Origin of the sequence: Kitasatospora sp. NPDC048545 (assembly GCF_040651155.1) — a bacterium.
Taxonomy (GTDB): domain Bacteria; phylum Actinomycetota; class Actinomycetes; order Streptomycetales; family Streptomycetaceae; genus Kitasatospora.
Map to the genome: position 1 here is coordinate 10,984 of NZ_JBEZIQ010000066.1, position 24,030 is coordinate 35,013.

Sequence of the window (24,030 nt, forward strand, 5' to 3'; positions counted from 1 at the left end):
CGCTGCTCCTCACCGCGACCCACGCCCACCCCGCGACCCACGCCCATCTCGTCCCACCCGACACCCGAGCCGGCCGCACCGCGCGGCCGGATGGAGGCGGAACCCATGAAGATCTTCCAGCCGATGCTGTTCGTCGGTCTGGGCGGCACCGGCGGCCTGGTCGGCGCGGAACTCGACCGGCGGCTGCGCGCCGAGCTCTGCGGACCGGACGGCACGGCGCTGACCGGCCTCGGCGCCATGGCCCCCTACCAGCTGCCGGACTGCCTGCAGTTCGTCTACGCCGACTTCAGCGAGACCGACCTGGCCAGGCTGCCGCACGCCACCGCCGCCCCGGCGCTGCGCCCCGCGTTCAGCCGCACCTCGCGCTCCACCCACGACCTGCTGCCGAACTTCGACAGCTCGCCGGACGTCACCAAGATGCTCCGGGCCAGCCTGCCCGAGGAGACCGCCCTCTGGCTGCCGCCGCGGCAGAACGAGCCCAGGGTCACCCCGCTGAAGAACGGCGCCGGCCAGCTGCCGACCGTCGGCCGGGCCGGTCTGTTCGGCACCCTGCGCGGCGGCCTGGACCCGGTCCTGGAACCGCTGATGCAGGCCATCGACGCGCTCGCCCGCTCGGGCGGGACGCTCAGCCAGCTCGGCGGCGGCCCGGTCAACGGCTGCGACGTCTTCGTGGCGTTCTCCGTCGCGGGCGGCACCGGCGCCGGCATCTTCCTGGACTACCTGTACCTGATCAACCACGCCTTCCGGGAGAAGGGCTTCGACGGTGTCAAGATCTACCCGCTGGTCGTGATGCCCTCGGCGTTCCCGGCGGCGAGCGGCGGCGGCCGGGAGGCGGAGCTGAACTCGGCCCGTGCCCTGGTCGACCTCTTCCGCCTGGTCGACGAGCAGAACGCGCCTGTCGAAGGGGCCGAACTCGGCGACCTCGACGAGGACCTGACCCTGCGCATCCGCTACCCGCACACCGCCCCGATCCGGCTGCGCACCGGGATCCTGCCGACCGCCTTCCTGTTCAACCGCACCGCCGGCATCCGCCCCGACGACCTGCGCCGCTCCATGGTGTCGCTGGTGATGTCGCTCATCGGCACCGAACTCGGGGACGGCCGAGCCGCCCGCACCCGGGCCGACGACGACTATCAGACCTTCGCCGCGAGCTTCATCAACCGCGGTGTGCAACGGGCCGCCAACTCACCGTCCGGGATCGGCCGGCGCGGAGTCTCCACCAGCCTGGTCGCCTCGATGACCGCGCCGGTCGACGAACTGGCCTCGCTGGTCTCCGGCCGCATCCTGCGCGCCTCCGTCGACCAGCTCGACGACCGCACGCACCGCCCGATCCGCGCCGCCGAGGAGCTGGTGAAGCAGATGTTCACCGACTCCGGGCTGGAGGAGCTGCTGCTGCGGCCCGTCCTGGAGGTCCAGCCGCCGGTCCCCGAGCCGCGCGGCAGCTCGGCGATCGAGGCCGGGCTGGCCGCCCGACTCGTCGACATGCAGTCCGAACTGGCCAACCTGGCAAGGCAGGTGGCGGTCCGGACGGCCGAGATGGCCAAGGACTTCGCGCCCCGCCGCGCGGTCGACAAACTGCTCGCGACCGTCGACCCGTTCACCGTCCAGCGGATCGTGCGGGGCGAGCCGCAGGACGCCGACGATCTCGTGCGCCTGGGCTTCCTCGGCATGCTCGACCAGCGCACCCACACCCCGCCGCTGCCGCCCGGCACCCACGAGCAGCCGCCGCCGGTCCCCCGGATCCGGCGCCGGATGGGCGGCCTGGCCCAGCCGCGCTGGGGCGACGACGACGTCCAGGCCGTGCTGCACGCCCAGGACGCCTGGTACCGCTGGCGCAGCCGGCAGCTGTGGCACGAGGGCTGGAAGAGCCAGCAGCAGCGGTGGGAACCGACGGCCCGCGCGCTGGACACCGAGGTCGCCCGGCTCGCCTCGGCCTTCCGCAACCACGCCAAGGACGAGCCGCGGGCGTTCGCCGAACAGTCCCAGACGCTCTACGAGGACCGCACCGGCGTCTCGTACCTGCTGCCGCCGCAGCGCGACCTGAAGCACTTCTACGACGACCTGGTCGCCCGGCTCACCGCCCGCGAGGGCCTGCCCGACACCGAGGACGAGGCGGCCCTGCTGATGCGGCTGGTCGGCGGCGACGAGTGGCGCTCCGCCAACACGCTCAGCCGGCGCAACCCCGGCAGTGCCGTCGGCGAGGTCAAGGCGGCCGTCGAGGCGGGGGTCAAGCGGCTGTTCGCGGAGAGCGGGGAGCAGCTGGAGGAGCGTCCGCTGCTGCCCGCGATGGGAGTGCTGCTGGCCGCGGCGGCCGGCAGCGCGGAGGACGCCGAGCAGGTCAGCAAGGAGGCGCTGGAGCAGTTCGGCCGCAAGCTGGCGGGGCTGCTGCCGGCCGGGTTCGTGCCGGAGGGCACCGGGCCGCTGAAGGCCCTGGTGACGTACCCGCGGGTGAAGTCCGCGGACGAGGTGGAGGACTTCCTGCGGAAGGCGCTGCGGCTGCCGAAGGAGGCCCGGGCGGAGTTCCGGGGGGTCGAGACCCAGTCGATCACGGTCGTGCTGTTCCGCAGCGAGATGAGCCTCACCCAGGTGCCCGAGGCCCGCAAGATGCTGCGCCAGTGGGCGAAGGCGAAGGACCACGAACAGTCCGAGGACGTGTTGCGCTGGCGCCAGCGCCTCGGTCACCGCGACGACTGGCTGGTCTCCACCGAGGCGGACCGCCGGCTCATCCTGCACCGGCTGCTGGCCCTCCTCTGGAACGGGCAGGTGGACGTGCTGGAGGGCCCCGACCACTCCCCCCACGTGATCCGGCTGCGGTTGTTCCGGGAGCGCGGGGTGGACGTGCCGGGCGTGCGGCTGCGCCTGGGCGAGCAGCAGAACGGCGTCTCCAGCTGGGCCGAGCTGCTGCGCGCCTACGAGCGGTGGACGGTGCTGGACGACGAACGGACGGTGGAGGACTACTGCAGCCGGCTGATGGGGGCGCGCCCGGCGGGCCTGACCCGCTCCGCGAGCCGGCCGGACCCGCTGTTCGTCAAGCTGGTCGAGGAGATCGCGCCCCAGCAGCTGCGGATGCTCAAGTCCCGCCGGGAGTCCGGCGGGGAACGGGTCGACGGCTGGTTCCGCCCGCTGTGGCAGTTCTGGGCGGACACCCTGCCGGCCGCGCTGCGGCTGGAGTTCAACGACCAGCGGGCCGTCCAGCCGAACCTGGAGGCGCTGCTGGACGTCATCCTGCGCGGCGAACTGTCCCCGCGCGCCGCCGCGGACCTCGACGACGACGCCTACGGCGGGTCCGGCACCCGCCCCCCGGTGCGCGAGGAGGACGACTTCGGCACCACGCGCCCGGTCGACCGGCCCGACGGACGGGGGCCGGACCCGCGGGGACCCGGCGGCTGGGACCCGACGGCCGAGCCGCCGCGCGAGGACCGCACCGACCGCACCGACCGTGATGCGGGACGCCGTCCCGGGCGGGGACACGGGTACGACGACGCGGACCGGCGGGGCCGGGGCGCCGCCGGGTACGACGACGACGCGTACGGCACGGACCGCGGCCACCACGAGGGCGGGTACCGGGACGACGACGGCCGCGTCGGCCACGCGGACGACCACGACGACCGGTACCGCACCGACACCGCCGACCGCTCCGACGACCGGGACGACGACCGGGCCGGCGCACCGCGCCACGACGACCGGAGGACGGGCTCCGGCCGCTTCACCGACCGGGCCGACCGGCGGTCCGTCGACCGCACCGACGACCCGGCCACCGACCGGGCCGACAGCCGCCCCGCCGACCGGAGGGACGACCGGGCCTCGGAGTGGGACTGGGACCGCCCGCCCGCCCCGGCCGCGGAGCCGGGCCCCACCCGGCACACCGACCGCGACGCCGCGTGGGAGGCGCCCCGGAGCGAACCACCGCGCCGGGACCCGTCGGACGAGCCGCGCGGCCGGTCCTTCTGGGAGAAGCCGGACCACCCGGGCTCGGAGCGACGGGACGGTGAGCCCGCGTGAGCGCCCCCCTGCCGCTGTCCCCACCGGTCGTCCACCTCGACCTGCGCACCGACGAACTCGCCGGCGACGACCCGGCCGTGCTGCGCAGCGCCGTCGCGACCCGGCTCGCGGCCCAGGGCCTGGCCCAGCCGCACGACCAGCGCTTTCTGGTGGTCGACACCCCCGCCGGGCTGCGCGAGCACCGCACCCGGTTCGAGCAGATCATGGGATACCGCACGCCCGGCCGGGTGCGGGTGGTCTGCCTGCTGGTGGGCGGGCTGCCCGCGTACCCCGCCGAGGGCTACCCGGCGGAGCGCCGGCTGGTGCGGCCCGCGACCCTGCGCACGCCGGAGGCCGGCCTGGTCTGGGCCGGCGACCTCCAGGCCGGGCACGGCGCCGACGACCCGGCCGGGCCCGCCGACCCGCAGGCCCTGGCGGTGCTGGTCGACCTCCTCTCCGTTACCGAACTGTTCGACGAGACACTGGACTTGCTCGGCTCGCTGCCCGACGGCGTGGCGGCCCCGGCGCTGCGCGTGATGGAGCACGGCCTCTCCCCGGAGGTCCGCGGCCAGGCCTGGAGCGAGGCACTGCTCCGCTTCGCCGGCTCGCACGGCACGGCCTCGGGCAGCCCGACCGGCGGTCACCCCACCGTCCTCGCCGGGCTGGTCGAGGGCTCCACCACCGGCACCCCCGGGCGGCGGGTCGACGGCGGCCCGGCGTCCCGGGCGTACTACGAGGTGGTCACCGAGCTGGCCGCCGCGGAGGGCGAACTGGTCAGGCTCGGCGGCCCGGCCGGGCTGTTCACCGGCGCCGCCCGGCGCGCCCTGGAGGCCGCGCTCGGCCGGGGCCGGCAGGCGCTCGACCGGTACGGCAGCGTGGTCGGCGAGGTGCTGCGCAGTGACGGCGGCATCGCCGGCGCCCAGCCGGCCGCCGAGTCCGCGACCCGGCTGGCCCGGCTGGGCATCGCCGTGGATCCGCCCACCACCACCGGCGAGCGGATCGGCGAGAGCCTGCGCGGCCTCGCCGTCGGGCTGCTCCGCGACGGACTGCCGCTGCGCTCGGTGGCCCAGCGGTTCGCGCTGCTCGCCGAACAGGTGCAGCCGCTGTCCAACGCCCCGCTCCTGGCCGAGCTGGACGGGCTGCGGGCGTCCGGCCCGTCCGACCGTCCGCTGCCGCCCGATCCGCCCGGCCCCGGGGTGCTGGCCGCAGCCGCGCTCGCCGGTGCGTCCGGCGGGCTCTGGACCTGGCCGGCGCTGCCGGCCGCGCTCGCCGTCCCGGCGCTGCTCGTCCTGGGCGTCCTGGCCACCGTGATCCGGCTGCCAGGCGGCTCCGGACGGATCTCCGACGCCGGCCGGTTCGGCCTGGCCGCCGTCCTCGGGGCCGCCGCCGCGGCCACCGCGGCCGCCCGGACCGGGCTGCCGGTCTGGGCCGGTACGGTCGGCCTGCTCGCCGGTCTCGGTCTCGCCGCCTGGCTGGTGCTGCGCAGCTGGCACGACCACGCGCAGCGGTGGGGCCTGGAGCGCGGCATCACGCCCCTGCAGGACGAACTGAACGACCTCGACGAACTGCTCGCCCGTGCCCTGCGGGAGTTCTGGGCGGTCGAGGAGCGCCGCTACTGCGCCGACGCGGCGCTGTCCGTCGTCGGCGTGCTGCGGGCCACCGCAGCCGCCGCCGAGGAGGAGGCCACCCGCGACCTCGCCGCCGAGCGGCCCGGGGCCGCCTCCGAGAGCGAGGACGACTGGCTCGGTCGCACCGCCGAGGAGGAGTCCGAGGACCCCTACCGGGGGTACGGCCGGGACGACCGGGACGGATACGACGCCCCGGACGACGACTGGACGAGCGTCCCCGCCGAAGCCGACGAGGAATGGTGGGACCGCGCCCCGACGCCCGACCCGCGCGGCTCCGGCGACGCCCACGGTCCCCGCACGGCCGCGCCCACGATCACCCCGGGCGCCGGCGGACCCGGCCCGCGCTGGCTGGAGCGCGGGGAGGCCAAGGGCGGCCCGGACCTGGTGCCGACCCTGGCCGGTGACCTGGCGGACGCCGCCCTGACCGCCCTGGAGCCGTACTGGGGGGCGGTCGAACGCGGCCACGCCGGTGACGCCGCCCAGGAGCGGATCGCCGAACGGGTGCGCGAGCTGCTCGGCGTGGCGCGCGACCACCTGCGCCGCAACGACGTCCTGACCGCCCCTCCGTTCGCGGACCCGCACCGGGCGCGCAGCGGCCCGTCCGGGCTGCTGGGCATCGACATCCGCCGGGCCGCCGACCCGATCGGCCCCGAGCAGGACGGCCAAGGCCTCCTGCAACTGAACTCGGCCGAGCAGCTGGACCTGCTCAGCCGCAACCCCGACGCGGTCGCCCTGATCCGCTTCGCCCCCGAGGCCGCCCGCGAGGGCACCGCCGGGAGCGCGGCGGCCGGCCATCCGGCCGAGGACGGCCGGGAGGTGCGGACCGCCGCCGGGCGCTACGCCGGCCGGCTGCGGCTGACCGCGCTGCGCGCCGGGGTGGTCGAGACGGTCCGGCAACGGCACGTCTCGCCGTACGACGAGGAGGAGGAGCAGTGGTGAGCACCACCGGGTCCGGCACGCACCCGCCGAGCCCCGACGACCCCGGTCGCCGCAAGGGCGTCGACCTGCCGTACCTGACCCCCGCCGGGCGGCGGCGGGTCGCGGCCGCGCGGTTCGGCCCCGACCCGTCCGGCCCCGACCGCGGCGTCCCCCGGATGCGCAACGCGATGCTCGACGGCACCCTCCGGTGCGTCCAGGTCCGGGCCGCCGTCTCCGACGGGGCCGGCGTCACCGAGGCCACCCGGGACGCGCTGGACAGCGAGGCGGCGACCGCCCTGCGACTGCACCGCACCTTCGGCGGCACCGAGGCCGCCCGGCTCTTCCCCGTGGTGATCGGCTACGACCTGGACGTGACCGAGCCGTTCGTCCTCTACGAGCCGCCGCGCGGCAACCGGGCCGACCGGCTGCACAGCCTCGCCGGTACCCAACTGCGCACCATCGAGCGGGACCTCGTCGACGCCGCCGCCCTGCTCGCCGAACTCGGCCTCGTCCACCAGGGCCTCACCCCCTCGACGGTCCGCTGGGACGGCCGCTCCGTCCAGCTGTGGGGCCTGGACGCGGTCGCCCACACCGGACGGCCGCGGACCCCGCGCGGCCCCGCGCCGTACGCCTCCCCCGAGCTGCGCGAAGGCACCGGGCACAGCGACCCCCGCGACGCCCTGTGGAGCACCGCCCAGGTGATGTACCGCCTGGTCACCGGGCGGCCCGGCGATTCCGACCGGACACCGGCCGACCTGGGCGACCACCGCTCGCTCGCCCACACCATGCGGAGCTCGTTCGCCGCCCGCGCCGTCGACCGCCCCACCCCGGCCGCGCTCCTGGGCCTGCTCTCCCCCGACCGGCACGCCGCCGGCCGCGCCGTCGGCGGCGACGGCCTCGCCGCGCACCGCACGGCGTTCGACCACGCCGTCTCCCTGAAGCGCGCCGCCGGTGGCGACCCGCCCGGCGGCCCCGGCGCGGACGGCGCACCGCACGGACCCGACGTCCCGGGCGACGGCACCGCCGCGCCCGCGGGCCCGTACGGGACGCCGGGCACGGCGGGGGCCGCCGACGACTCCGGCGGCGTGCTCTGCCCCTACTGCCTGGAGTACATCCGCTTCGACCCGAACGCGCTCCACGTCCCCGACGCCGTCCAGGAACTCCAGCCGTACGCGTTCTCCGAGCGCCAGAGCGCCCGGCTGCTCGCCGACGAACTGCGCGGCGCCTTCCAGCTCTGCCAGGGCAACCAGACGACGCCGCCGCACCACATCCCGGTGCCCTACCTGACCAACGGGCGTCCGCTGACCGTCGCCATGATCGGCCAGTCGAACACCGGGAAGAGCCACCTGTTGACCCAGATGATCGCCGAGATCGCCGACGACCGGCTGAAGCCGTACGGCGTCAGCTGGCAGTCCGTCAACCCGGAGCAGCACGCCAGCTTCCTCAACGACCGCGTGGTGCCGCTGCGCGACGGCAACGTGATCGCCCACACCGCCGGACTGGGCGACAGCGAGTCCGCCCGCTTCGTCGAGTCCCTGCTGATCACCGACGCCCGCGGCCGGGTCCGCCCGCTGGCCTTCTTCGACCTCGCAGGCGAGGACCTGCTGCGCACCGACGCGCTGCTGCGCTTCCTGCTCGGCATCGACGCCCTGGTCTTCGTCGTCGACCCCACCCTGGCCATGCCCCTGCCCCAGCTCGACGAGATCCGCACCGCGCTCGACCTGCACGTCAGCCGGGACGGCGACCCCGCGTTCGCCACCGCCCTGGACCGCATCCCGCGGACCGGCCCGTACCTGACCGTCCCGTCGGCGGTCGTGGTCGCCAAGGCCGACCTGCTGCGCTCCGAGCCCCCGGTGGACCGCTGGCTGACCGAGCCCGGCACCGTCCCCCTGAGCCGCCGACGGCTCTACGAGGAGAGCCGCGACGTGTACGCGCTGCTGCACCGCCACGCCGGAAAGGCCTGGCTGCGCCCCTTCGACACCGCCCTGCACTGCACCATGCACATCGCCTCCGCCACCGGCGGCCGGCAGGAGGACAGCCGCTACCCGCGCGGCGTCCGGGCGCAGCGGGTGCTGGAACCGCTGATCTCGCTGCTCGCGATGCACGGCATCATCGAGCTGGCCGACGGCCCCGCCGGCCCGGAGGTGGCCCGATGAGCGCCGGCGGCCCGGAGGAGTCGGTCGACCAGGTCGTGTTCCGCTGGAAGGGCAACCAGGGGCGCCGCAGCTCCGGCATGGCCGCCACTGCCTGGTCCTGTTCCCCGGAGCGCGCCGACGACCTCTCCCGCGAACTCGCCCCGCTGCTCCGGGTGGACGGCGCGGCGCGGCCCAGCCTGGTCCGCACCCTCACCAAACGCGGCGAGGCCGCCGTCATCCGGCGCTGGCCGACCACGGACGCGGGCGGGCGGCCCAACACCGCCTGCCACCTGCTGCTCGGTGACCAGGACCTGCTCGGCCCCCGGCTCGCCCTGGCCCTGTACGGCTGGCCGTTCGGCTCCCAGGAGTTCGCCGAGACGACCACCGGCCGGTGCGGCCGGGTCGAGTACTCCCTGCTGGCGGACACCGCCAAGGAGGCCTGGCCCGACACCCCGGGCCGGATCGGCGAGGTCACCGACGCGCTCACGGTCGCGGTCGCGGCCCTGCTGCGCCGCCCGGGGGCCCGGCTGTCGCTGCGCGCCGACTCCCTGCCCGGCTGGCCCGACCGCAACCGCTCCGCCGCCGTGATCAGGGGCCTGTACGAGATCTTCGGCCGCGACTGGCTCGGCCAGCCCTGGACCTTCGCGACCTACGACGTGACGGACCGCCACGACCTGGCGGTCACCTGGGTCACGGACTGGACGACCGACGCGGGCCACCAGGGCGCACGGTCGCGGGTCGACCCACGGCGGTCCGAGAGCGACTTCGCCCACACCCTGGCCGCCCGGATGGTCGAGCTCGTGCTGGAACGCCCCGTACGGGCCCCGGGGCTGTCCGAACTCCACGCGAACGACCTCCGGGACGCCGCGACCCTGTCGACCGCCGAACGCCTGCGCCGGCTCTCCCACGTCCTCGGCGTCGACCGCGGCAGCCGCCCGCGGCCCGGCCGCACGGAACCACCCCGGCCGGAGGACACCCGGCCCAGCCGCCGCGACGACGACCGCCGGCCCACCGCCGACCACCGGCCCGCCGAACACCACCCGCTCGACCACGGCCCACTCGACCACGATCCCGAGCCGCCGTCTCCGGCCCCCGACGGCGATGCCGACCGCCACGACGACTCCGACGACCGAGGCGTCTACACCGACCCGCCCGCCGACCACCGCCCGCCGCCGTCCCTGCGCCGGGAGCTCGACGACCCCGCCCCCACCGAAGACGTCCTCCCCCGCCTGGTCGGCCTGTCCACCGGCATCGGTGACGGGCCCCTGCTGGACCTGCTGCGCGAGGAGGACCTCTCCGGCACCGCCACCAAGCGCCTGCTGTTCGTCCTCTGCAGCCTCACCGGCTCGCGGACCCCGGAGGACTGCCACCTGCTCTGCGCCGAGGTCCTGCGACAGCAGCTCTACCTCTACCGGTCCGACCGGGCGCCCCAAGGCGAGCACGACGCCCCCGACGACCAGCTCGTCGAACGCGCCGTCTGGCTGTTCGACTGGGCCGTCGCCCCGTACACCCGGGAGCCCCGGCACGAGCAGGCCCTCATCACCCTGTTCGACCAGCTCCAGCGCGACAACTCCGCCGTCGAACAGGACCTGCTCCGCCGGCTCGTCCCCCCACCCGAGTCGAACGACCCGGCGCCCGACCTCCCGACCCGGGTCTGGCAACGACTGGTCTACCCGCCCCCCACCACCCCGCCCCGCGCCCAGCCCGAGCCCCAGTCACAGCCACCAAAGCCACAGCCACACCCCGAACCGGAAACCCCTCCCCTCGCTCCCACCCCACAGCCACCCACCAGCCCCCCGCCCGCACCCACCGAACCCGACCCCCCGCCGATCACTCCACCCCCCGGCCCCCGCCACGCCACCCCACCGAGGTCCCCCCGCCCCACGACCCCACCGGACCCCCAGACCCGCAACGTCCGCCTCGTCCTCGGCATCTCAGCCGCCCTGATCGCCATCCTCGTCATCGCCCTCGCCCTCGCCTGACCCCCGACACCCACGACCCAGCCGACCCGACGCACAGCGGCGCGGCCCCAGGAGCCCGCGCCGCCACCGACCCCGAGCCCCAACCGCCCTACGCACCAGGGCTCCTGGGCCCACACCTCCGACGCGCCCTCGGCGGGCGGGCGCCGTCGGCAGCGATGCCGCAGCGGCTTCCGCACCCGCAGGTCCGGCCACGAGGCGCTGGAGCGCGCCGTCGAACGCGAGCGCACCGGATCGGATCCCGACGACGACCTGACGGAGGCCGGATACCCGACCGGTCGGCCGCGGACCGAGGAGGACGTGCTCAAGCCCCCCACCTACGCCCGCCACCACGACCACGACGACCTCACCCGGCCCTTCGGCCGACTCAAGCTGTCCGACCGTCATGGTGATCGGCACGTAGTCCCCGGCAAATCCCCGGATTTCCCCGCTCCGGAAACTCCCTGACTCCGTCGCAGCTGTCGTGGCCCAAGCCCTCGGAGCAGCCCCGTCCCTACGAGCGCCTCTCTCCCCGCACAGGCCGGGCTGCTCCGGGACTCTGTCGGCCGCGCAAGCCGTCCCCGCCCCCGTTCCCGGTCCGCCGTGCGTTGGTGAAGGCTCAGGTGTTCGGGTACGAGCTCAGACTCTCCGTTGTAGGTTTGGCCCTGTCATCAGCGCGGCCCGCCGGGCTTCCCTTCAGGGACATGCCCCCACCCGCACGAGTCACTTCGTGCTGCCTGGGAGCATTCCTTGCTGTTCCGCGACTCCGCGTCCGCGGTCGCCGCCGAGAGCCTGGCCGGATCACTGTTCGTACGCCTCATCGACCAGTTCGTCCACAAGCACGGCCACAAGCCGAGCCCGTCCGAGGTGCGTTCCTGGGAACGCAGCATCCCGGTCCTGACCAACGCGCTCCTGGACGCCGGGCTCGGCATGGTCGAGGTACTCCTCGAGTACTCGCTGCCACTCAACAGCAAGCGCGCGGACGTCATACTCGCCGGCGTCCACCCGGGCACCGGCGAACCGTCGTACGTGGTGGTCGAACTCAAGCAGTGGAGCAGCGCCCTGCCGGAGGACGGCGAGCCGCTGCTCTGCCGGGTCGACGCGTACACCCGGCCGGTGCTGAACCCCATCGAGCAGGTCCGCGGCTACTGCGACTACCTCATCTCCTTCAACGGCGCACTCGCCGCCCATCCCGAGCGCTTGTCCGGCGTGGCCTTCCTCCACAACGCGACGGAGTTCGGCGTCCAGGGCCTCTACGAGGTCCCGCAGGACGCCCGCGGCCGGCTCTTCACCGCCGAGCGCCGCGGGGAGTTCATCCAGTACCTCCGAACGAGGCTGAAGCCGGTCTCCGGCGCGGAGGCAGCGGACCGGTTGCTCGCGGGCAAGGTGGCCCCGTCCAAGCAGCTGATGGCGGTCGCCGCCGAAGAGGTCCGCGAGCGCGAACAGTTCGTCCTGCTGGACGAGCAGCGCGTCGCCTACGAGCTGGTGCTGCGCGCAGTCCGCCAGGCGCAGCAGTCCGACCACAAGGAGGTCGTCGTCATCACGGGCGGCCCGGGTACCGGGAAGAGCGTCATCGCGCTGTCTCTCCTGGGTGATCTGTACCGGCGTGGCGTCACGGCCCTGCACGCGACAGGCTCCAGCTCGTTCACCACCACGATGCGTCGGGTCGCCGGCGCACGGAAGCGTGCGGTCCAGGACCTGTTCAAGTACTTCAACAGCTTCATGACCGCCGAGCGCAACGGGCTGGACGTGCTGATCTGCGACGAGGCCCACCGGATCCGGGAGACGTCGGCGAACCGCTACACCCGGGCCGCCCAGCGCACCGGCAAGCCCCAGATCGAGGAGTTGATCGACGCCGCCCGGGTGCCCGTGTTCCTGCTGGACGAGCACCAGGTAGTGCGGCCGGGCGAGATGGGCACGGTGGCCCAGATCAGGGCCGCCGCCGCCGTGAAGGGCCTGAACTGCCAAGTGGTCGAGCTGGACAGCCAGTTCCGCTGCGGCGGCAGCGATGCCTACCTGCACTGGGTGGTGCGCCTGCTGGGCCTGGAGGCCGGCGGCCCCGTCGGGTGGGAGCCCGATGGCAAGGTCGCCCTGGAGGTGGTCGACAGCCCCCAGGAGTTGGAGGCGTTCCTCGATGCCCGGCGCGCGGAGGGGTACGGTGCCCGCATGTCGGCCGGGTACTGCTGGAAGTGGACCACCAAGGTCGCCCCAGGAGACCCGCTCCCCCTCGACGTGCACATCGGCGACTGGGCCCGCCCGTGGAACGTGTACGGCGACCGCTCGGTCGCCGGCGCCCCGCCGGCCGCGCTGTGGGCCACCGACCCGGCCGGCTTCGGCCAGGTCGGCTGCGTGTACACGGCCCAGGGCTTCGAGTACGACTGGAGCGGCGTCATCCTCGGACCGGACCTCGTCTGGCGCACCGACCAGTGGATCACCGACCGGACCGCGTCCAAGGACCCCGTCTTCCGCAAGTCCACCACCGACGCCGACATCGACCGCCTGATCCGCAACACCTACAAGGTGCTGCTGACGCGGGGAATGATCGGCACCGTCGTGTACTCGACGGACCCGGAGACGCGCGCCAAGTTGCGGGATCTGGTGACCGGGCAGCAGGTAGGCCAGGTCGAGATGGAGCATGGCCGCCGCGGCTGAACACCACTCACCGATTCCACGCGAGGCACACGAGGCTGACCGGTCCGCACGGTTGGGACCGCCCCCCTGCCTGCGGGCCGATGACCAGCCGAAGGCGCACCGGAACTCATGGGCGGCCAGGTCGAGTTACCGGTCCCGCCGGTCGTCGTTCGTCCACCGTCTCGGGTGCGTCACTCGCTCCGGCCGGCCCATGGCCTCCCGGCGGATTCCGGGACACCGACACCACCTCGGCGTCAATTCCCCACCCGGAGACTCGTCCTGGTATCAGCGTCGTACGCAGGGCGCTTCCGAGCGGTTCGTCCGGACGTCCCCGGTGGGGGAGGTCACCGAGGCGGTCGGGTGCGCCGGGGCCGCGCGGCGTCGTGTCCGGAACACACGCGGATCAGCAGGTCGTTCCACCCGGAACCGGTTTGAGGTCGGTGAGGTAGGCGTCCACGGCGTCGGTGACGCAGGCGTTGCTGCGGCCGTAGGCGGTGTGGCCCAGGCCCTTGTAGGTGAGCAGCATGCCGCCGGGCAGTTGGGTGGCGAGGCTCTGAGCCCACGGGTAGAGCGTGGCCGGGTCGCCGGTGGTGCCGACGACCAGGACCGGGGGCAGGCCGTCGGCGTGGACGCGGTGCGGCTGCTGTTGTCCGGCGGGCCAGTCCTTGCAGGTGAGTTCGGCGAGGACGGTGGAGGTGCCGATGGCTCCGGCCTCCTTGTTCGCGCGCTCCAGCAGGTCCCAGTAGGGCTGCGGGTCCCGGGGGTGTGGTTGGTCGAGGCAGTTGACGGCGGTGATGGCGACGGAGGAGTTGTCGGGGGCCTGCTCGGTGGTGGCGCTCGGGTCGGATCCGGCGTCGGGGCCGTTGTCGGGGGTGCTCGCGGGGTTGTTGTCCTGGGTGGATATGCCGGGGCTGGCGAGTTCGGCGAGTTTCGTCCCGTCGCCGTTGCGTGCGGCGCGGAGCGCCTCGGACAGGTCCTGCCACTGGGCTTCGGGCGTGTACATCGACATGGTGATGGCGGTGAGCAGCAGGTTCTCGTCGAGCCGCTGGGTGGTGCCCTTGATGCGCAGTGGGTGTTTCGAGGTCCGTGCGTACAGGTCGGTGATCACTTTGCGGATGCCGTCCGGGGTGGTGGCGGGGCAGGCGTCGTGCACGACGGTGGCGCACTGCCGGGCGTAGTCGTCCACCGACTTCTGGAAGGCTTTGCCCTGTTGGAGGGTCTGTTCGGACCAGGTGAGTGAAGGGTCCATCGCTCCGTCGAGGACGAGTGCGCGCACCCGGTGGGGGAACAGTTCGCCGTAGACGGTGCCGAGGTAGGTGCCGTAGGACCAGCCGAGGTAGCTGAGCTTCCGGTCGCCGAGGGCGGCGCGCAGCACGTCCAGGTCGCGGGCGGCGTCCAAGGTTCCGACGTGCGGCAGGATCGCCCCGCTGTGGGCCTTGCAGGCGGCGACCTGCTTCTCGGCGTCCGCGAGCGCGGCGTTGCGTTCGGCTTCGGTCTTCGGGTACACGCTCATCGGTGTGTCGTCGGAGGCGGGCTGGTCCTGGTCGGTGGCGTCGGAGGGGCCGCAGTCGATGGCGGGCTTGCTGCCGGCCACGCCGCGTGGGTCGAAGCTGACGATGTCGAAGCGGGCGCGGGTCCGTTCGGTGAAGGACGAGACGCCGCCGTCCTTCAGCTGGCCCACTCCGGAGGCGCCCGGGCCGCCGGGGTTGAAGACCAGGGAGCCGATGCGCCGGGCGGGGTCCGCCGTGGCCTTCTTGGCCAGCGGCAGGGTGAAGGTCTGGCCGTTCTCGGGGTGTGCGTAGTCCATGGGAACGGTCAGTGCGGCGCACTGCAGCTCACCGCATGGTGTCCAGGTGGGCTTCTGTTGGTAGAAGGCTTGCAGGGCGCTCTGCTCGGCGGGGTCGGCCGTCGCGGCAGCGGTGGGCGGCGCGTGCGTGTCCTCTGCCGCGTCGTGGCAGCCTGCGAGTGTCGTCGCGCCGAGTACGGCCAGGGCCAGGATCAGGCTGCCGCGCTTGATGGTCGGGTGCTTCATGGGGGTACTCCGTCGGTTCTGGTCAGAGCTGTTCACGGCGCGCAGGGCGCGGGCGGGCGGGCCGGTGGCGTCGAGCACGTGGCCGGCCAGGTGCCCGCGGTGTTCTCGGGCCTCCTTGAACCGGCGCTTCGAATCCGCGGCGTCGGACGCCTGGGAGAGGCCCGCGGCGTTGACCGCCCTGCGGACCTGCCGGACCGCCCACTGCTGGTCCGGACCGCCCACCGCCGGTCCGGGCCGTTCACGTCCGACGCCGCGCCCGCGACGGCCAGCAGCGCCGGCGCCCCGGCGGCCCACCGCAGCCGAAGCGAGGACGCCGGCCGGGCCCGGCCGGGCCCCGGGGGGCGCTGGGGCCCACGCCCGGGGGTGTCCCGCGTCGCCGCACACCGGCGCGCCCACGTGTCTCTCGGACCGACCGCCGCACTGCCCGGCTCCTCCTGTTCGATTCCGCTGTCACGTCACCGGAGGATTCCGGAGGGAGGCTGAGGATTTGATGAGGTCCGCCACGAGGCCGGACGCCGGGCCGGGCTATCCTGACCGCCGTGCGAGTACTGGTGGTCGAAGACGACGCTGACCTGCGGTTCGCGGTAGCCGCGGCACTGCGCGGCGAGGGGCTGGCCGTCGACGAGGTCGCCGATCTTCCGGCCGCCGACGAGGCGCTGTTCGTCACCGAGTACGACTGCGCGGTGTTCGACCGGATGCTGCCCTCCGGGGACGCCGTCGACTTCGTCCATGAACTGCGCCGCGCCGGGCACACCGTCCCGGTGCTGTTCCTCACCGCCCGGGACACGGTCGCCGACCGGGTCGAGGGGTTCGCCGTCGGCGGCGACGACTACCTGGTCAAACCGTTCGCGGTGCCCGAGCTGGCGGCCCGGGTGCACAGCCTGTGCCGACGGGCGACGACCCTCCGGCCTCCGGTGCAGCGCTTCGCCGACCTGGAGATCGACACCGCCCGCCGCCAGGTGCACCGCGGTGGCGTGCTGCTCGTCCTGACCCGCAAGGAGTTCGCCGTGCTGGAACTGCTCGCGGCCCGGGCGGACCAGGCCGTGCCCCGCGCCGACCTCATAGAGAAGTGCTGGGACGAGATGGCCGAGCCGAACTCCAACGTCGTCGAGGTCCTGGTCTCCCAGCTGCGCCGCAAGCTCGGCGATCCGCCGTTGATCCACACGGTCCGCGGGGTCGGCTACCGGCTGGCACCACCCACCGCCGACGACAGCGGCCGGCGATGAGCGCCGCAGCCCGGCGCCTGCGCCCGCGCCCGCGTCGGCGACAGCGGCCGGCGATGACGGCCGCGGCCCGGATCCGCCGGCTGCGCTGGCGGCTCACGGCACTGTTCGCCCTGACCAGCGCGGTCGGACTGATCGCCCTGGCGGCGTTCGCCATCCGCACCGACGACAACTCCTGGCGCACCGAGCTCGACGACACGCTCAACCTCCAGGCCAGCCAGGCCATCCCGTATGTGAGCTTCGACGACAACGGCCGATTCGACGCGCAGAGTCTGCTGGACGCCGTGGAGACCTCGTGCCCGCCGGTGACCGTGGTAACCGGTACGGCCGACCGGCCCACGATCGCGTACACCCCGCACCAACCCTGCGTACGAGCCGGCGTCGAAGACCTCGAAGCGGTCGCTGCCACGGCGATGCGAGACGGATCGGCCACCGAGGTGGAGGCGCGCAGCGAGAACGGCCACCAGATCTGGCTGCTCGCCCAGCCCTACACCGGAGCAGGCGGCCAATCGTCGGCCGGCGCGGTGGTCGCAGTCGGCGACACCACCAGTGGCCAGGCCGAGCACCGCAAACTCGTACTGCTGCTGGTGACGGGCTGCGCGGTCCTGGTGGCCCTGTCCGCCCTGGCCGGGCACCTGCTCTCCGGAAGGGCGATCCGGCCGGCCCTGACGGCACTGCAGCAGCAGGAGGAGTTCCTCGCCGACGCCGCCCACGACCTGCGCACCCCCACCGCCTCGCTGCGCAGCCTCGCGGAGACCGCGCTGCGCGACGACGCCCACCGCGCAGCCGCACTGGAACGGACCGTGCGGCTGGCGACCCGGATGGGCGACCTGATCGACGGCCTGCTCACCAGGGCCCGGCTGATGGCCGGTGTCGGCACCCTGGCCCGCCAGCCACTGCGCCTCGACCAGCTCGTCGAGGTGGTCGCCGACGACACCGAGACCGGCGGGCACCGTGTGACCGTACGCACCGAACCGGTCGTCGTGGACGCCGATCCCGACCTGATCCGGCGAGCGGTGGCCAACCTCCTCGGCAACGCGCTCCTGCACGGCCACGCCCCGGGCCGGCCCGCGGACGTCGAACTCACCGTCGCCGCCGACGGGACCGTGACCGTCGACGACGCCGGCCCGGGAATACCCCCGGCCCTGGCCGACTCGCTCTTCCAACGCTTCCACAGCGGCTCCGGCTCCACTGGCCTCGGACTGTCCATCGCCTCCTGGGTCGCCCACGCCCACGGCGGCACCCTCGACGTCGGCACCAGCCCGCGCGGCGGCGCCCGCTTCACCCTCCGCCTCCCACCGCGGGCCAAGGCCGCCTCCCCGTCGTAGCCGCGCTCCACGCAGCGGTTCCCGACGGGAACGATCATCGTCGGCCGGCACAGTGACCCGCTCTGCCGCCGGGGTCGGTGAAACCCTGCCGGGCGGCCCGGGGGCCGGCTCGTGGCGGCGGAGAAGCCGTGCGCGGCGAACGTGGTCGGTGGCTGTCAGCCGGCCGCCCGCTGTCCGCGTCCAGCCGGGGCCATCGAGGTGCTCACCGCTCCGGTGCCGACGTCCGGCACGGCGAGCGCTGTCGGCCCCGGGCTGCGATCGCGGGTCCGGCACGAGGTTCGGGCGGGGTGCTCGTGCCGACCGCGGCGGGACCGCCGGCAGGTGATCGTCCGCCGTACGCCGCGGCTCCTGAAGACGCACCGGGCCGGGCCCGGGTCGTCCTCATCAAAACCTCATCATCGCGGCGGAAGACTGTCCTTCCGTAGCGCGCGACCCCGTCCCCCCGGGGGTCGCGCGCCGCTTCCGCCCGAGCCACCGGACGTGAGGAGCATCCGGCGGAATGTTCCTCACGTTCGGTGACCGTCCCCAGCGTGTCCCAGCCCCGCCGAGAGAGCCCCAGATGTCCGTACACCGAGCCGACACCACCGCGCCCGCCGCCTTTCGGCCGCTGACCGACGACGACCCGGCCATGGTCGGTGGCTACCGTCTGTTCGCGCGGCTGGGATCCGGCGGGATGGGACGGGTCTACCTCTCGTACACCCGCGGCGGCCGGCCGGTGGCTCTCAAGGTGGTCCGGCCCGAGTTCGCGGAGGACCCCGAGTTCCGGCAGCGCTTCGCCCAGGAGGTCGCCAGCGCGCGTCTGATCCACGGGCTCTACACCGCCCAGGTCGTCGACGCCGGCGTGGACTGCGCCATGCCCTGGCTCGCCACCACCTATGTGCCCGGTCCCTCGCTCCACCAGGTCGTCAAGCACAACGGGCCACTCGCCGAGCAGACCGTCCTGCTCCTCATCGCCGGCATCGCCGAAGCGCTCCAGGCGATCCACGCCGCCGGTGTCGTCCACCGCGACCTCAAGCCCGCCAACGTCCTCCTCGCCGCCGACGGCCCGCGCGTGATCGACTTCGGCATCGCCCGCGCCGCCGACGCCCTCGCCCTCACCGGTACCGGACTGCGCATCGGCTCCCCCGGCTTCATGGCCCCGGAGCAGGCCCGGGGTCTGCCCGCCACGCCCGCCACCGACATGTTCGCCCTAGGCGCCCTGGCCGCCTACGTCGCCGGGGGCACGCCTCCCTTCGGAGGCGGTTCGGATTCCGGTGCCCTGTACCGCGCGGTCCACGAGGAGCCGGACCTCTCCCTCGTCCCCGCCTCCCTGCGCAGCCTCGTCGGCTGGTGCATGGCGAAGCAGCCCGAAAGCCGCCCGACCACTGCGCAGGTGATCGAAACCGTCCACGCCCACCCCGTCCTCGTCGGGCACCTGCGATTCGCCGACGGCTGGCTCCCCTCGCAGGTGAACGCCGAGATCGCCCGACGCAGCGACCTCCCTCGGGCTCCCTCCGAGGCGCAGACGGTCCTCATCGCGCCCCCACCGCACGACGGGGCAACGGCGGTGGCACCCGTCGCAACCGTGCTGGACCCCGGGCCACCGGCCCCCGAAGCCACCGATTCCACCAGGGTCCCGGCGCCCGAAGCCCGAAAGGGCCGCGGCTGGGCCCGCCGGGGTTCCCGCCGCCGGACGGCCCTGATCGCCGCAGTCGCTCTCGTTCTCGGCGCGGCCGGCATGTTCCTCCTCCTCCACACGTCGGACCAGGGCAACCCGGCCACCGCCGACGACACGACGGCAACCGATACCGCCCCGGAAACCCCGTTCACCTCCCCCGCCCCGGCGACCGCCGCTCCCGAGTACACCGCCGTGTACACCGGCACCACACTCGTCTCGTCCGACCACAGCTACGAGTTCGACCTCACGAACGGAAAGGTCGTACCGGAGGAGACGGCGCCCTGGTTCATCGCCCGGACCTCGAACGAGTTCCTCCTCGCAGACAACAACGACGCCTACGTCGGCACGGACAACCGTCTGGGAACCGCCGACTGCCTCAAGGGCCTGGGCAGCCGGCCCACCCGCCGGCTCGACTTCACCACCCTCAACGACCGGGCGTTCTGTGTCCGCGGGAACGACGGCCGCGACCTGGCCGTCGTCCGGTTGCTCTCGGCCACCCCGGACGACGGGCCCGTCAAGGTCTCGATCGACTACTACCGCCGGAACACCTGACGGCCGAAGCCCGGTGAGCACCGACGTTCGGCCGACTCGTGCGAGGACCTGCGCCCACTGCGAGCGCGTCATCGGCAGCATCCGCCGCGAAGTCCTCGGCCGCATCCTCGTCGAGCGGCACAGGTCTGCGCTAACTGCTCTGCCCGAGGACCTTTTCCAGCGACGCCAGGGCCGACTCCAGTTCCTCGCGCGTGATCGTCAGGGGCGGGGCGAGGCGGATCGTGGCACCGTGGGTGTCCTTGACCAGGACGCCCTCGTGCATGAGCCGTTCGCTGATCTCACGGCCCGTCGCGATGGCCGGATCGATGTCCACGCCCGCCCAGAGCCCACGCGCCCGGAAGCCCGTGATCCCCCGCCCGGCCAGGGCGGCCAGGCCGGTGTGCAGTACGGTGCCCAGCTCGGCCGCACGGCGCTGGAACTCCCCGGTGGCCAGCAGGTCGACGACGGCCGAACCGACCGCCGCGGCCAGGGGGTTGCCGCCGAAGGTGGAGCCGTGCTCGCCAGGGCGCAGCACGCAGAGGACGTCGCGGCGGGCGAGGACTGCGGAGACCGGGACGATGCCGCCGCCGAGGGCCTTGCCGAGGAGCAGGACGTCCGGCACGACGGATTCGTGGTCGACGGCCAGGGTGCGGCCGGTGCGGCCCAGGCCGGACTGGATCTCGTCGGCGATGAACAGACAGCCCGCACGCCGGGTCAGGTCACGGACGCCGGTGAGGTATCCGTCGTCCGGGATGACCACGCCCGCCTCGCCCTGGATGGGTTCGATCAGCACGGCCGCCGTCGTCTCGTCGATGGCTGCTTCGAGCGCGGCGAGGTCGTTGAAGGGAACGACGCGGAAGCCCGGGGTGAAGGGGCCGAATCCGGCCCGGGCCGTGTCGTCGCTGGAGAATCCCACGATGGTGGTCGTGCGGCCGTGGAAGTTCTCGGCGGCCACGACGATCGTCGCCCGGTCCCTGGCGACGCCCTTGACCTCGTACGCCCATTTGCGAGCGACCTTGATGGCGCTCTCCACCGCCTCGGCGCCGGTGTTCATCGGCAGCACCATGTCGAGGCCGGTCAGTCGGGCCAGCCCCTCGGCGAAGCCGCCGAGGCGGTCGTGGTGGAAGGCCCGCGAGGTGAGGGTGAGCCGGTCGAGTTGGTCGTGCGCGGCCGCGGTCAGCGCCGGATGACGGTGGCCGAAGTTGAGGGCCGAGTAGCCGGCCAGCAGGTCGAGGTAGCGGCGGCCTTCGACGTCCTCGACCCAGACGCCCTCGGCCCGGGCGACGACCACGGGCAGGGGGTGGTAGTTGTGCGCGAGGACCGGCGCTTCCGCCCTGATCAGCTCGGCCGACGAGTGCGGTGCGGGGGTGGTCCGGTGGGTTCTCGTGGGGGTGGTCATGCGTGGATCTCCTGGGTGCAGCACTTGATGCCTCCGCCGGCCTTGTGGAATTCCGACAGGTCGACGGGGACGGGAACGTATCCGTGGTCGGCGAGCCGACCGATGAGGCCTTCGGCTTGTGGGGCGACGAAGACGTGGCGTCCGTCCGAGACGGAGTTGAGGCCGAACGCCAGGGCGTCTTCGAGGGTGGCGATCACCGCGTCCGGGTGGAGGCGCTCCAGTGCCGCGCGGCTTTCGGGGGAGAACGCGTCGGGGAAGTAGGCGATGTTCCGGTCGTCCAGGACGAACAGCGCGGTGTCCAGGTGGTAGAAGCGGGGATCCACCAGGTGCAGGCTGATCGTCGGCAGGCCGAAGAACTCCTGCACCTCGTGATGGGCCGCCGTGGTCGTCCGGAAACCCGTGCCCGCCAGGATGAAGGGGCCTGCCGGTACGAGGTCGCCCTCGCCCTCGCACACCGTTTCCGCCTCGGTGACGTCGAAGCCCGCTGCCTTGAACCAGCTCCCGTACGCGACGGACTCGGGCCGGCGCTGGGGAGCGTGGAACCGGGAGCCGAAGACCCGGCCGCCCAGGACCAGGGCCGCGTTGGCCGCGAACACCATGTCGGGCAGTCCCTCCATCGGGTCCACCGTCTCCACGGTGTGGCCGTGCTCGCGGTAGGCGCGGATCAGCGTTTCCCACTGGGCGCGGGCGAGGGCGCTGTCGACCTGGGTGTCTTCACGCATCCACGGATTGATGGCGTACCGCACGTCGAAGTGGGTGGGTTCGCAGGTCAGGTAGCGCCGGGGGCGCACGCCGTTCGTGGACGCAGAGTGGCTCGTGAGCACAGAGGGGTCCTCCGCTTCCGATGAGTGACGATCAGGGGATGCCCCAACGGTAGGAACCCACCGCACCGCACGACAAGGCGCAACAGCTGCTCGAATGCGCCGGAACGCTGCGTGATGTCGGCGATCAGCGCACGTTCGTTGCGCCCCGGGGTGCCGGCTGGCCGATCCCGGCTTCCGGGCTCTCCGGCAGCAGGTGGGTCAGCACCAGGCAGCTGATCGTCTTGCGGACGAACGGCTCGCTCCTGATCCGTTCCAGCACCTCCTCGAAGTGCTCGACGTCGGTGGCCCGGACGTGCAGCAGTGCGTCGGCGGCGCCGGTCACGGTCATGGCAGCCGTGATCTCAGGGTGGTCGCGCACGACTTCCGCGAGGCGTCTGGGCGGCGCGGCGCTGTCGCAGTACACCTCCACGTAGGCCTCCGTGCGCCAGCCGAGGGCAGCGGGTCTGACGGTGGCGCTGAAGCCGGTGATCACACCGTCCTTCCGCATCCTGTCGACCCGGCGCTTGACCGCGCTGGCCGACAGGCCGACCGCCGCGCCGATCTCGGCGAAGCTGGCCCTGGCGTTGTCGATCAGGGCGGTGACGATCTTGCGGTCCAGGTCGTCGAACGGTGCTGCCTGGCTGGTCATCGCGGGTCGTTCCCTCTCTTCGGCGGGCGTTCGGCCCCGAAGATAGCCGGAACAGGATGCCGGCACGGCTGCCGAGCGGGAGGCCACGGACGCGCGCCGGGCCGCTTGCCGACCGGCAGATCGTGCCGATCGGCGCCACTTCGATCATCAAGACCGCCGGCGCGGCCCACCGCACCACCACGACGATCGCGAAGCTTTGAGCCCCTCCCGGCTCACTGCGGCTCCGCCCGGCCGCAGTGAGCCGGTACTCGCCGCTCTCGTGGCTGGAGAGATATCCGCCAGTCGGCACAAAAGCACAGGTCAGACGGCTTGTACCGGGGAGTCGTCGGGTGCTGCGGGTGTAGCCGATGTCGAGGCCGACCGCCCCGGCCGTGTCCCCGCCTGCCAACCGACCGACTGCCCAGACGTGCCTAGCTGGCGGATGTTTCCCTCTTTTCCGCCATGCAAACCTCGACCGTCGGCACGACCGGCACAACTCCCTGATCGACGCGCGAGGACCTTCATGAGAACGCTCACCCACAGCAGACCCACACGGGTGAACGGCTCCCCGGCCGTCCGGGCCCGGATGTCCGAGGTCGCGTTCCGCCGGTTGAGCGCCATGCACCGCCCCGCGGTCCTCTCCTACCTCGCCAAGCGCACCTTCGGGGATCCGCAGCTGGCCGAGGACCTCACGCAGGAGACCTTCCTCCGCGCGTTGCACCATCCCGAGGTGCTGTCGTCCGACCACCGGAGCGCGCTGCCGTGGCTCTACCGGGTGGCCGGGAACCTGCTCATCGATCACCTGCGCTCGCGCCGGTACCGGCCCGTCGAGGTCGGCTTCGACGCCCCCGACACGCTCTTCGACGAAAGCGCGGCCACGAACGAGATCGACCTGCTCCTGACGGCCTGGTCGGTTCGCTCGGCGCTGGCGTCCCTGAGCGATCAGCACCGCGCCGTGGTCACGCAGGTCTACTTCGAGGACCGCTCCATCAATGCCGCCGCCGAGATCCTCGGCGTGCCCCCGGGCACCGTCAAGTCTCGCTGCCACTACGCGCTCCGCTCGCTTCGGACGACCCTGCGAGAGCACCGGTCGGTCGCATAGCCGACCCGGCGCGATGCGTACGGCCCACCGGTGGGCATCGGGAACGCACGCCGCCGTGCCGAGAACCACACCTGCC

At 73.6% G+C, this 24,030-nt stretch carries 14 protein-coding genes; 10 read left to right on the top strand and 4 right to left on the bottom strand.

Annotated elements, in window-relative coordinates; translation table 11 throughout:
- Positions 1–105: 105 nt before the first annotated feature.
- From AB0D10_RS39110 to AB0D10_RS39130, 5 genes are all read left to right on the top strand, one after another.
- Positions 106–4,002 carry a tubulin-like doman-containing protein gene (locus tag AB0D10_RS39110; protein WP_360265500.1) on the top strand — a complete coding sequence of 1,299 codons (3,897 nt, stop codon included), beginning with the start codon at positions 106–108 and terminating at the stop codon, positions 4,000–4,002.
- A complete protein-coding gene (locus AB0D10_RS39115) occupies positions 3,999–6,548 on the top strand; it encodes a hypothetical protein (RefSeq protein ID WP_360265502.1) in 2,550 nt (849 codons plus the stop codon). Before AB0D10_RS39110 ends, AB0D10_RS39115 begins: the two co-directional genes overlap by 4 nt.
- On the top strand, positions 6,545–8,683 hold the full coding sequence (locus AB0D10_RS39120; protein ID WP_360265505.1) for a hypothetical protein: 2,139 nt from the start codon (positions 6,545–6,547) through the stop codon (positions 8,681–8,683). The genes AB0D10_RS39115 and AB0D10_RS39120 overlap by 4 nt, the downstream gene beginning before the upstream one ends.
- Positions 8,680–10,644 (top strand): hypothetical protein, encoded by a 1,965-nt coding sequence (locus AB0D10_RS39125; RefSeq protein WP_360265508.1) that lies wholly within the window; start codon positions 8,680–8,682, stop codon positions 10,642–10,644. The genes AB0D10_RS39120 and AB0D10_RS39125 overlap by 4 nt, the downstream gene beginning before the upstream one ends.
- Before the next feature lie 726 nt (positions 10,645–11,370).
- Complete coding sequence (locus tag AB0D10_RS39130; protein WP_360265511.1) at positions 11,371–13,272, top strand: DNA/RNA helicase domain-containing protein; 1,902 nt, start codon at positions 11,371–11,373, stop codon at positions 13,270–13,272.
- 382 nt (positions 13,273–13,654) lie between these two features.
- On the opposite strand, the gene AB0D10_RS39135 is transcribed toward AB0D10_RS39130, so the two are convergent.
- Positions 13,655–15,505, bottom strand: a complete 1,851-nt coding sequence (locus AB0D10_RS39135) for an alpha/beta hydrolase (protein WP_360265514.1) — start codon at positions 15,503–15,505, stop codon at positions 13,655–13,657.
- 317 nt (positions 15,506–15,822) lie between these two features.
- On the opposite strand from AB0D10_RS39135, the gene AB0D10_RS39140 reads away from it, so the two are divergent.
- The 3 genes from AB0D10_RS39140 (at position 15,823) to AB0D10_RS39150 (ending at position 20,043) form a co-directional block, all read left to right on the top strand.
- Entirely contained in the window at positions 15,823–16,509 is a 687-nt protein-coding gene (locus AB0D10_RS39140; RefSeq protein WP_360265517.1) for a response regulator transcription factor, read from the top strand.
- Positions 16,506–17,834, top strand: a complete 1,329-nt coding sequence (locus tag AB0D10_RS39145; protein WP_360265520.1) for a HAMP domain-containing sensor histidine kinase — start codon at positions 16,506–16,508, stop codon at positions 17,832–17,834. The genes AB0D10_RS39140 and AB0D10_RS39145 overlap by 4 nt, the downstream gene beginning before the upstream one ends.
- A gap of 559 nt (positions 17,835–18,393) precedes the next feature.
- Positions 18,394–20,043, top strand: coding sequence for a protein kinase (locus AB0D10_RS39150; protein WP_360265523.1), 1,650 nt, complete (start codon positions 18,394–18,396; stop codon positions 20,041–20,043).
- Between the two features lie 130 nt (positions 20,044–20,173).
- On the opposite strand, the gene rocD is transcribed toward AB0D10_RS39150, so the two are convergent.
- From rocD to AB0D10_RS39165, 3 genes are all read right to left on the bottom strand, one after another.
- Positions 20,174–21,421, bottom strand: a complete 1,248-nt coding sequence (rocD, locus tag AB0D10_RS39155) for an ornithine--oxo-acid transaminase (RefSeq protein WP_360265526.1) — start codon at positions 21,419–21,421, stop codon at positions 20,174–20,176.
- Positions 21,418–22,245: a dimethylargininase gene (gene ddaH / locus AB0D10_RS39160; RefSeq protein ID WP_360265529.1), complete on the bottom strand. Its 828-nt coding sequence runs from the start codon at positions 22,243–22,245 to the stop codon at positions 21,418–21,420. The genes rocD and ddaH overlap by 4 nt, the downstream gene beginning before the upstream one ends.
- 124 nt (positions 22,246–22,369) lie before the next feature.
- Positions 22,370–22,873, bottom strand: coding sequence for an Lrp/AsnC family transcriptional regulator (locus AB0D10_RS39165; protein ID WP_360265532.1), 504 nt, complete (start codon positions 22,871–22,873; stop codon positions 22,370–22,372).
- Between the two features lie 56 nt (positions 22,874–22,929).
- Between AB0D10_RS39165 and AB0D10_RS39170 the strand changes: the two genes are divergently transcribed.
- Together AB0D10_RS39170 and AB0D10_RS39175 are read left to right on the top strand one after the other, a co-directional pair.
- Positions 22,930–23,073, top strand: coding sequence for a hypothetical protein (locus AB0D10_RS39170; protein ID WP_360265535.1), 144 nt, complete (start codon positions 22,930–22,932; stop codon positions 23,071–23,073).
- Between the two features lie 302 nt (positions 23,074–23,375).
- Entirely contained in the window at positions 23,376–23,954 is a 579-nt protein-coding gene (locus AB0D10_RS39175; RefSeq protein ID WP_360265538.1) for a sigma-70 family RNA polymerase sigma factor, read from the top strand.
- Positions 23,955–24,030 lie beyond the last annotated feature (76 nt).

What these genes read in the sequence shown, in the direction of transcription:
- AB0D10_RS39170 (WP_360265535.1), top strand. Translation starts at nt 22,930, where the DNA reads ATGCCGGCACGGCTGCCGAGCGGGAGGCCACGGACGCGCGCCGGGCCG.
- AB0D10_RS39125 (WP_360265508.1), top strand. Translation starts at nt 8,680, where the DNA reads ATGAGCGCCGGCGGCCCGGAGGAGTCGGTCGACCAGGTCGTGTTCCGC.
- AB0D10_RS39145 (WP_360265520.1), top strand. Translation starts at nt 16,506, where the DNA reads ATGAGCGCCGCAGCCCGGCGCCTGCGCCCGCGCCCGCGTCGGCGACAG.
- AB0D10_RS39175 (WP_360265538.1), top strand. Translation starts at nt 23,376, where the DNA reads ATGAGAACGCTCACCCACAGCAGACCCACACGGGTGAACGGCTCCCCG.
- rocD (WP_360265526.1), bottom strand. Translation starts at nt 21,421, where the DNA reads ATGACCACCCCCACGAGAACCCACCGGACCACCCCCGCACCGCACTCG.
- AB0D10_RS39110 (WP_360265500.1), top strand. Translation starts at nt 106, where the DNA reads ATGAAGATCTTCCAGCCGATGCTGTTCGTCGGTCTGGGCGGCACCGGC.
- AB0D10_RS39165 (WP_360265532.1), bottom strand. Translation starts at nt 22,873, where the DNA reads ATGACCAGCCAGGCAGCACCGTTCGACGACCTGGACCGCAAGATCGTC.
- AB0D10_RS39150 (WP_360265523.1), top strand. Translation starts at nt 18,394, where the DNA reads ATGTCCGTACACCGAGCCGACACCACCGCGCCCGCCGCCTTTCGGCCG.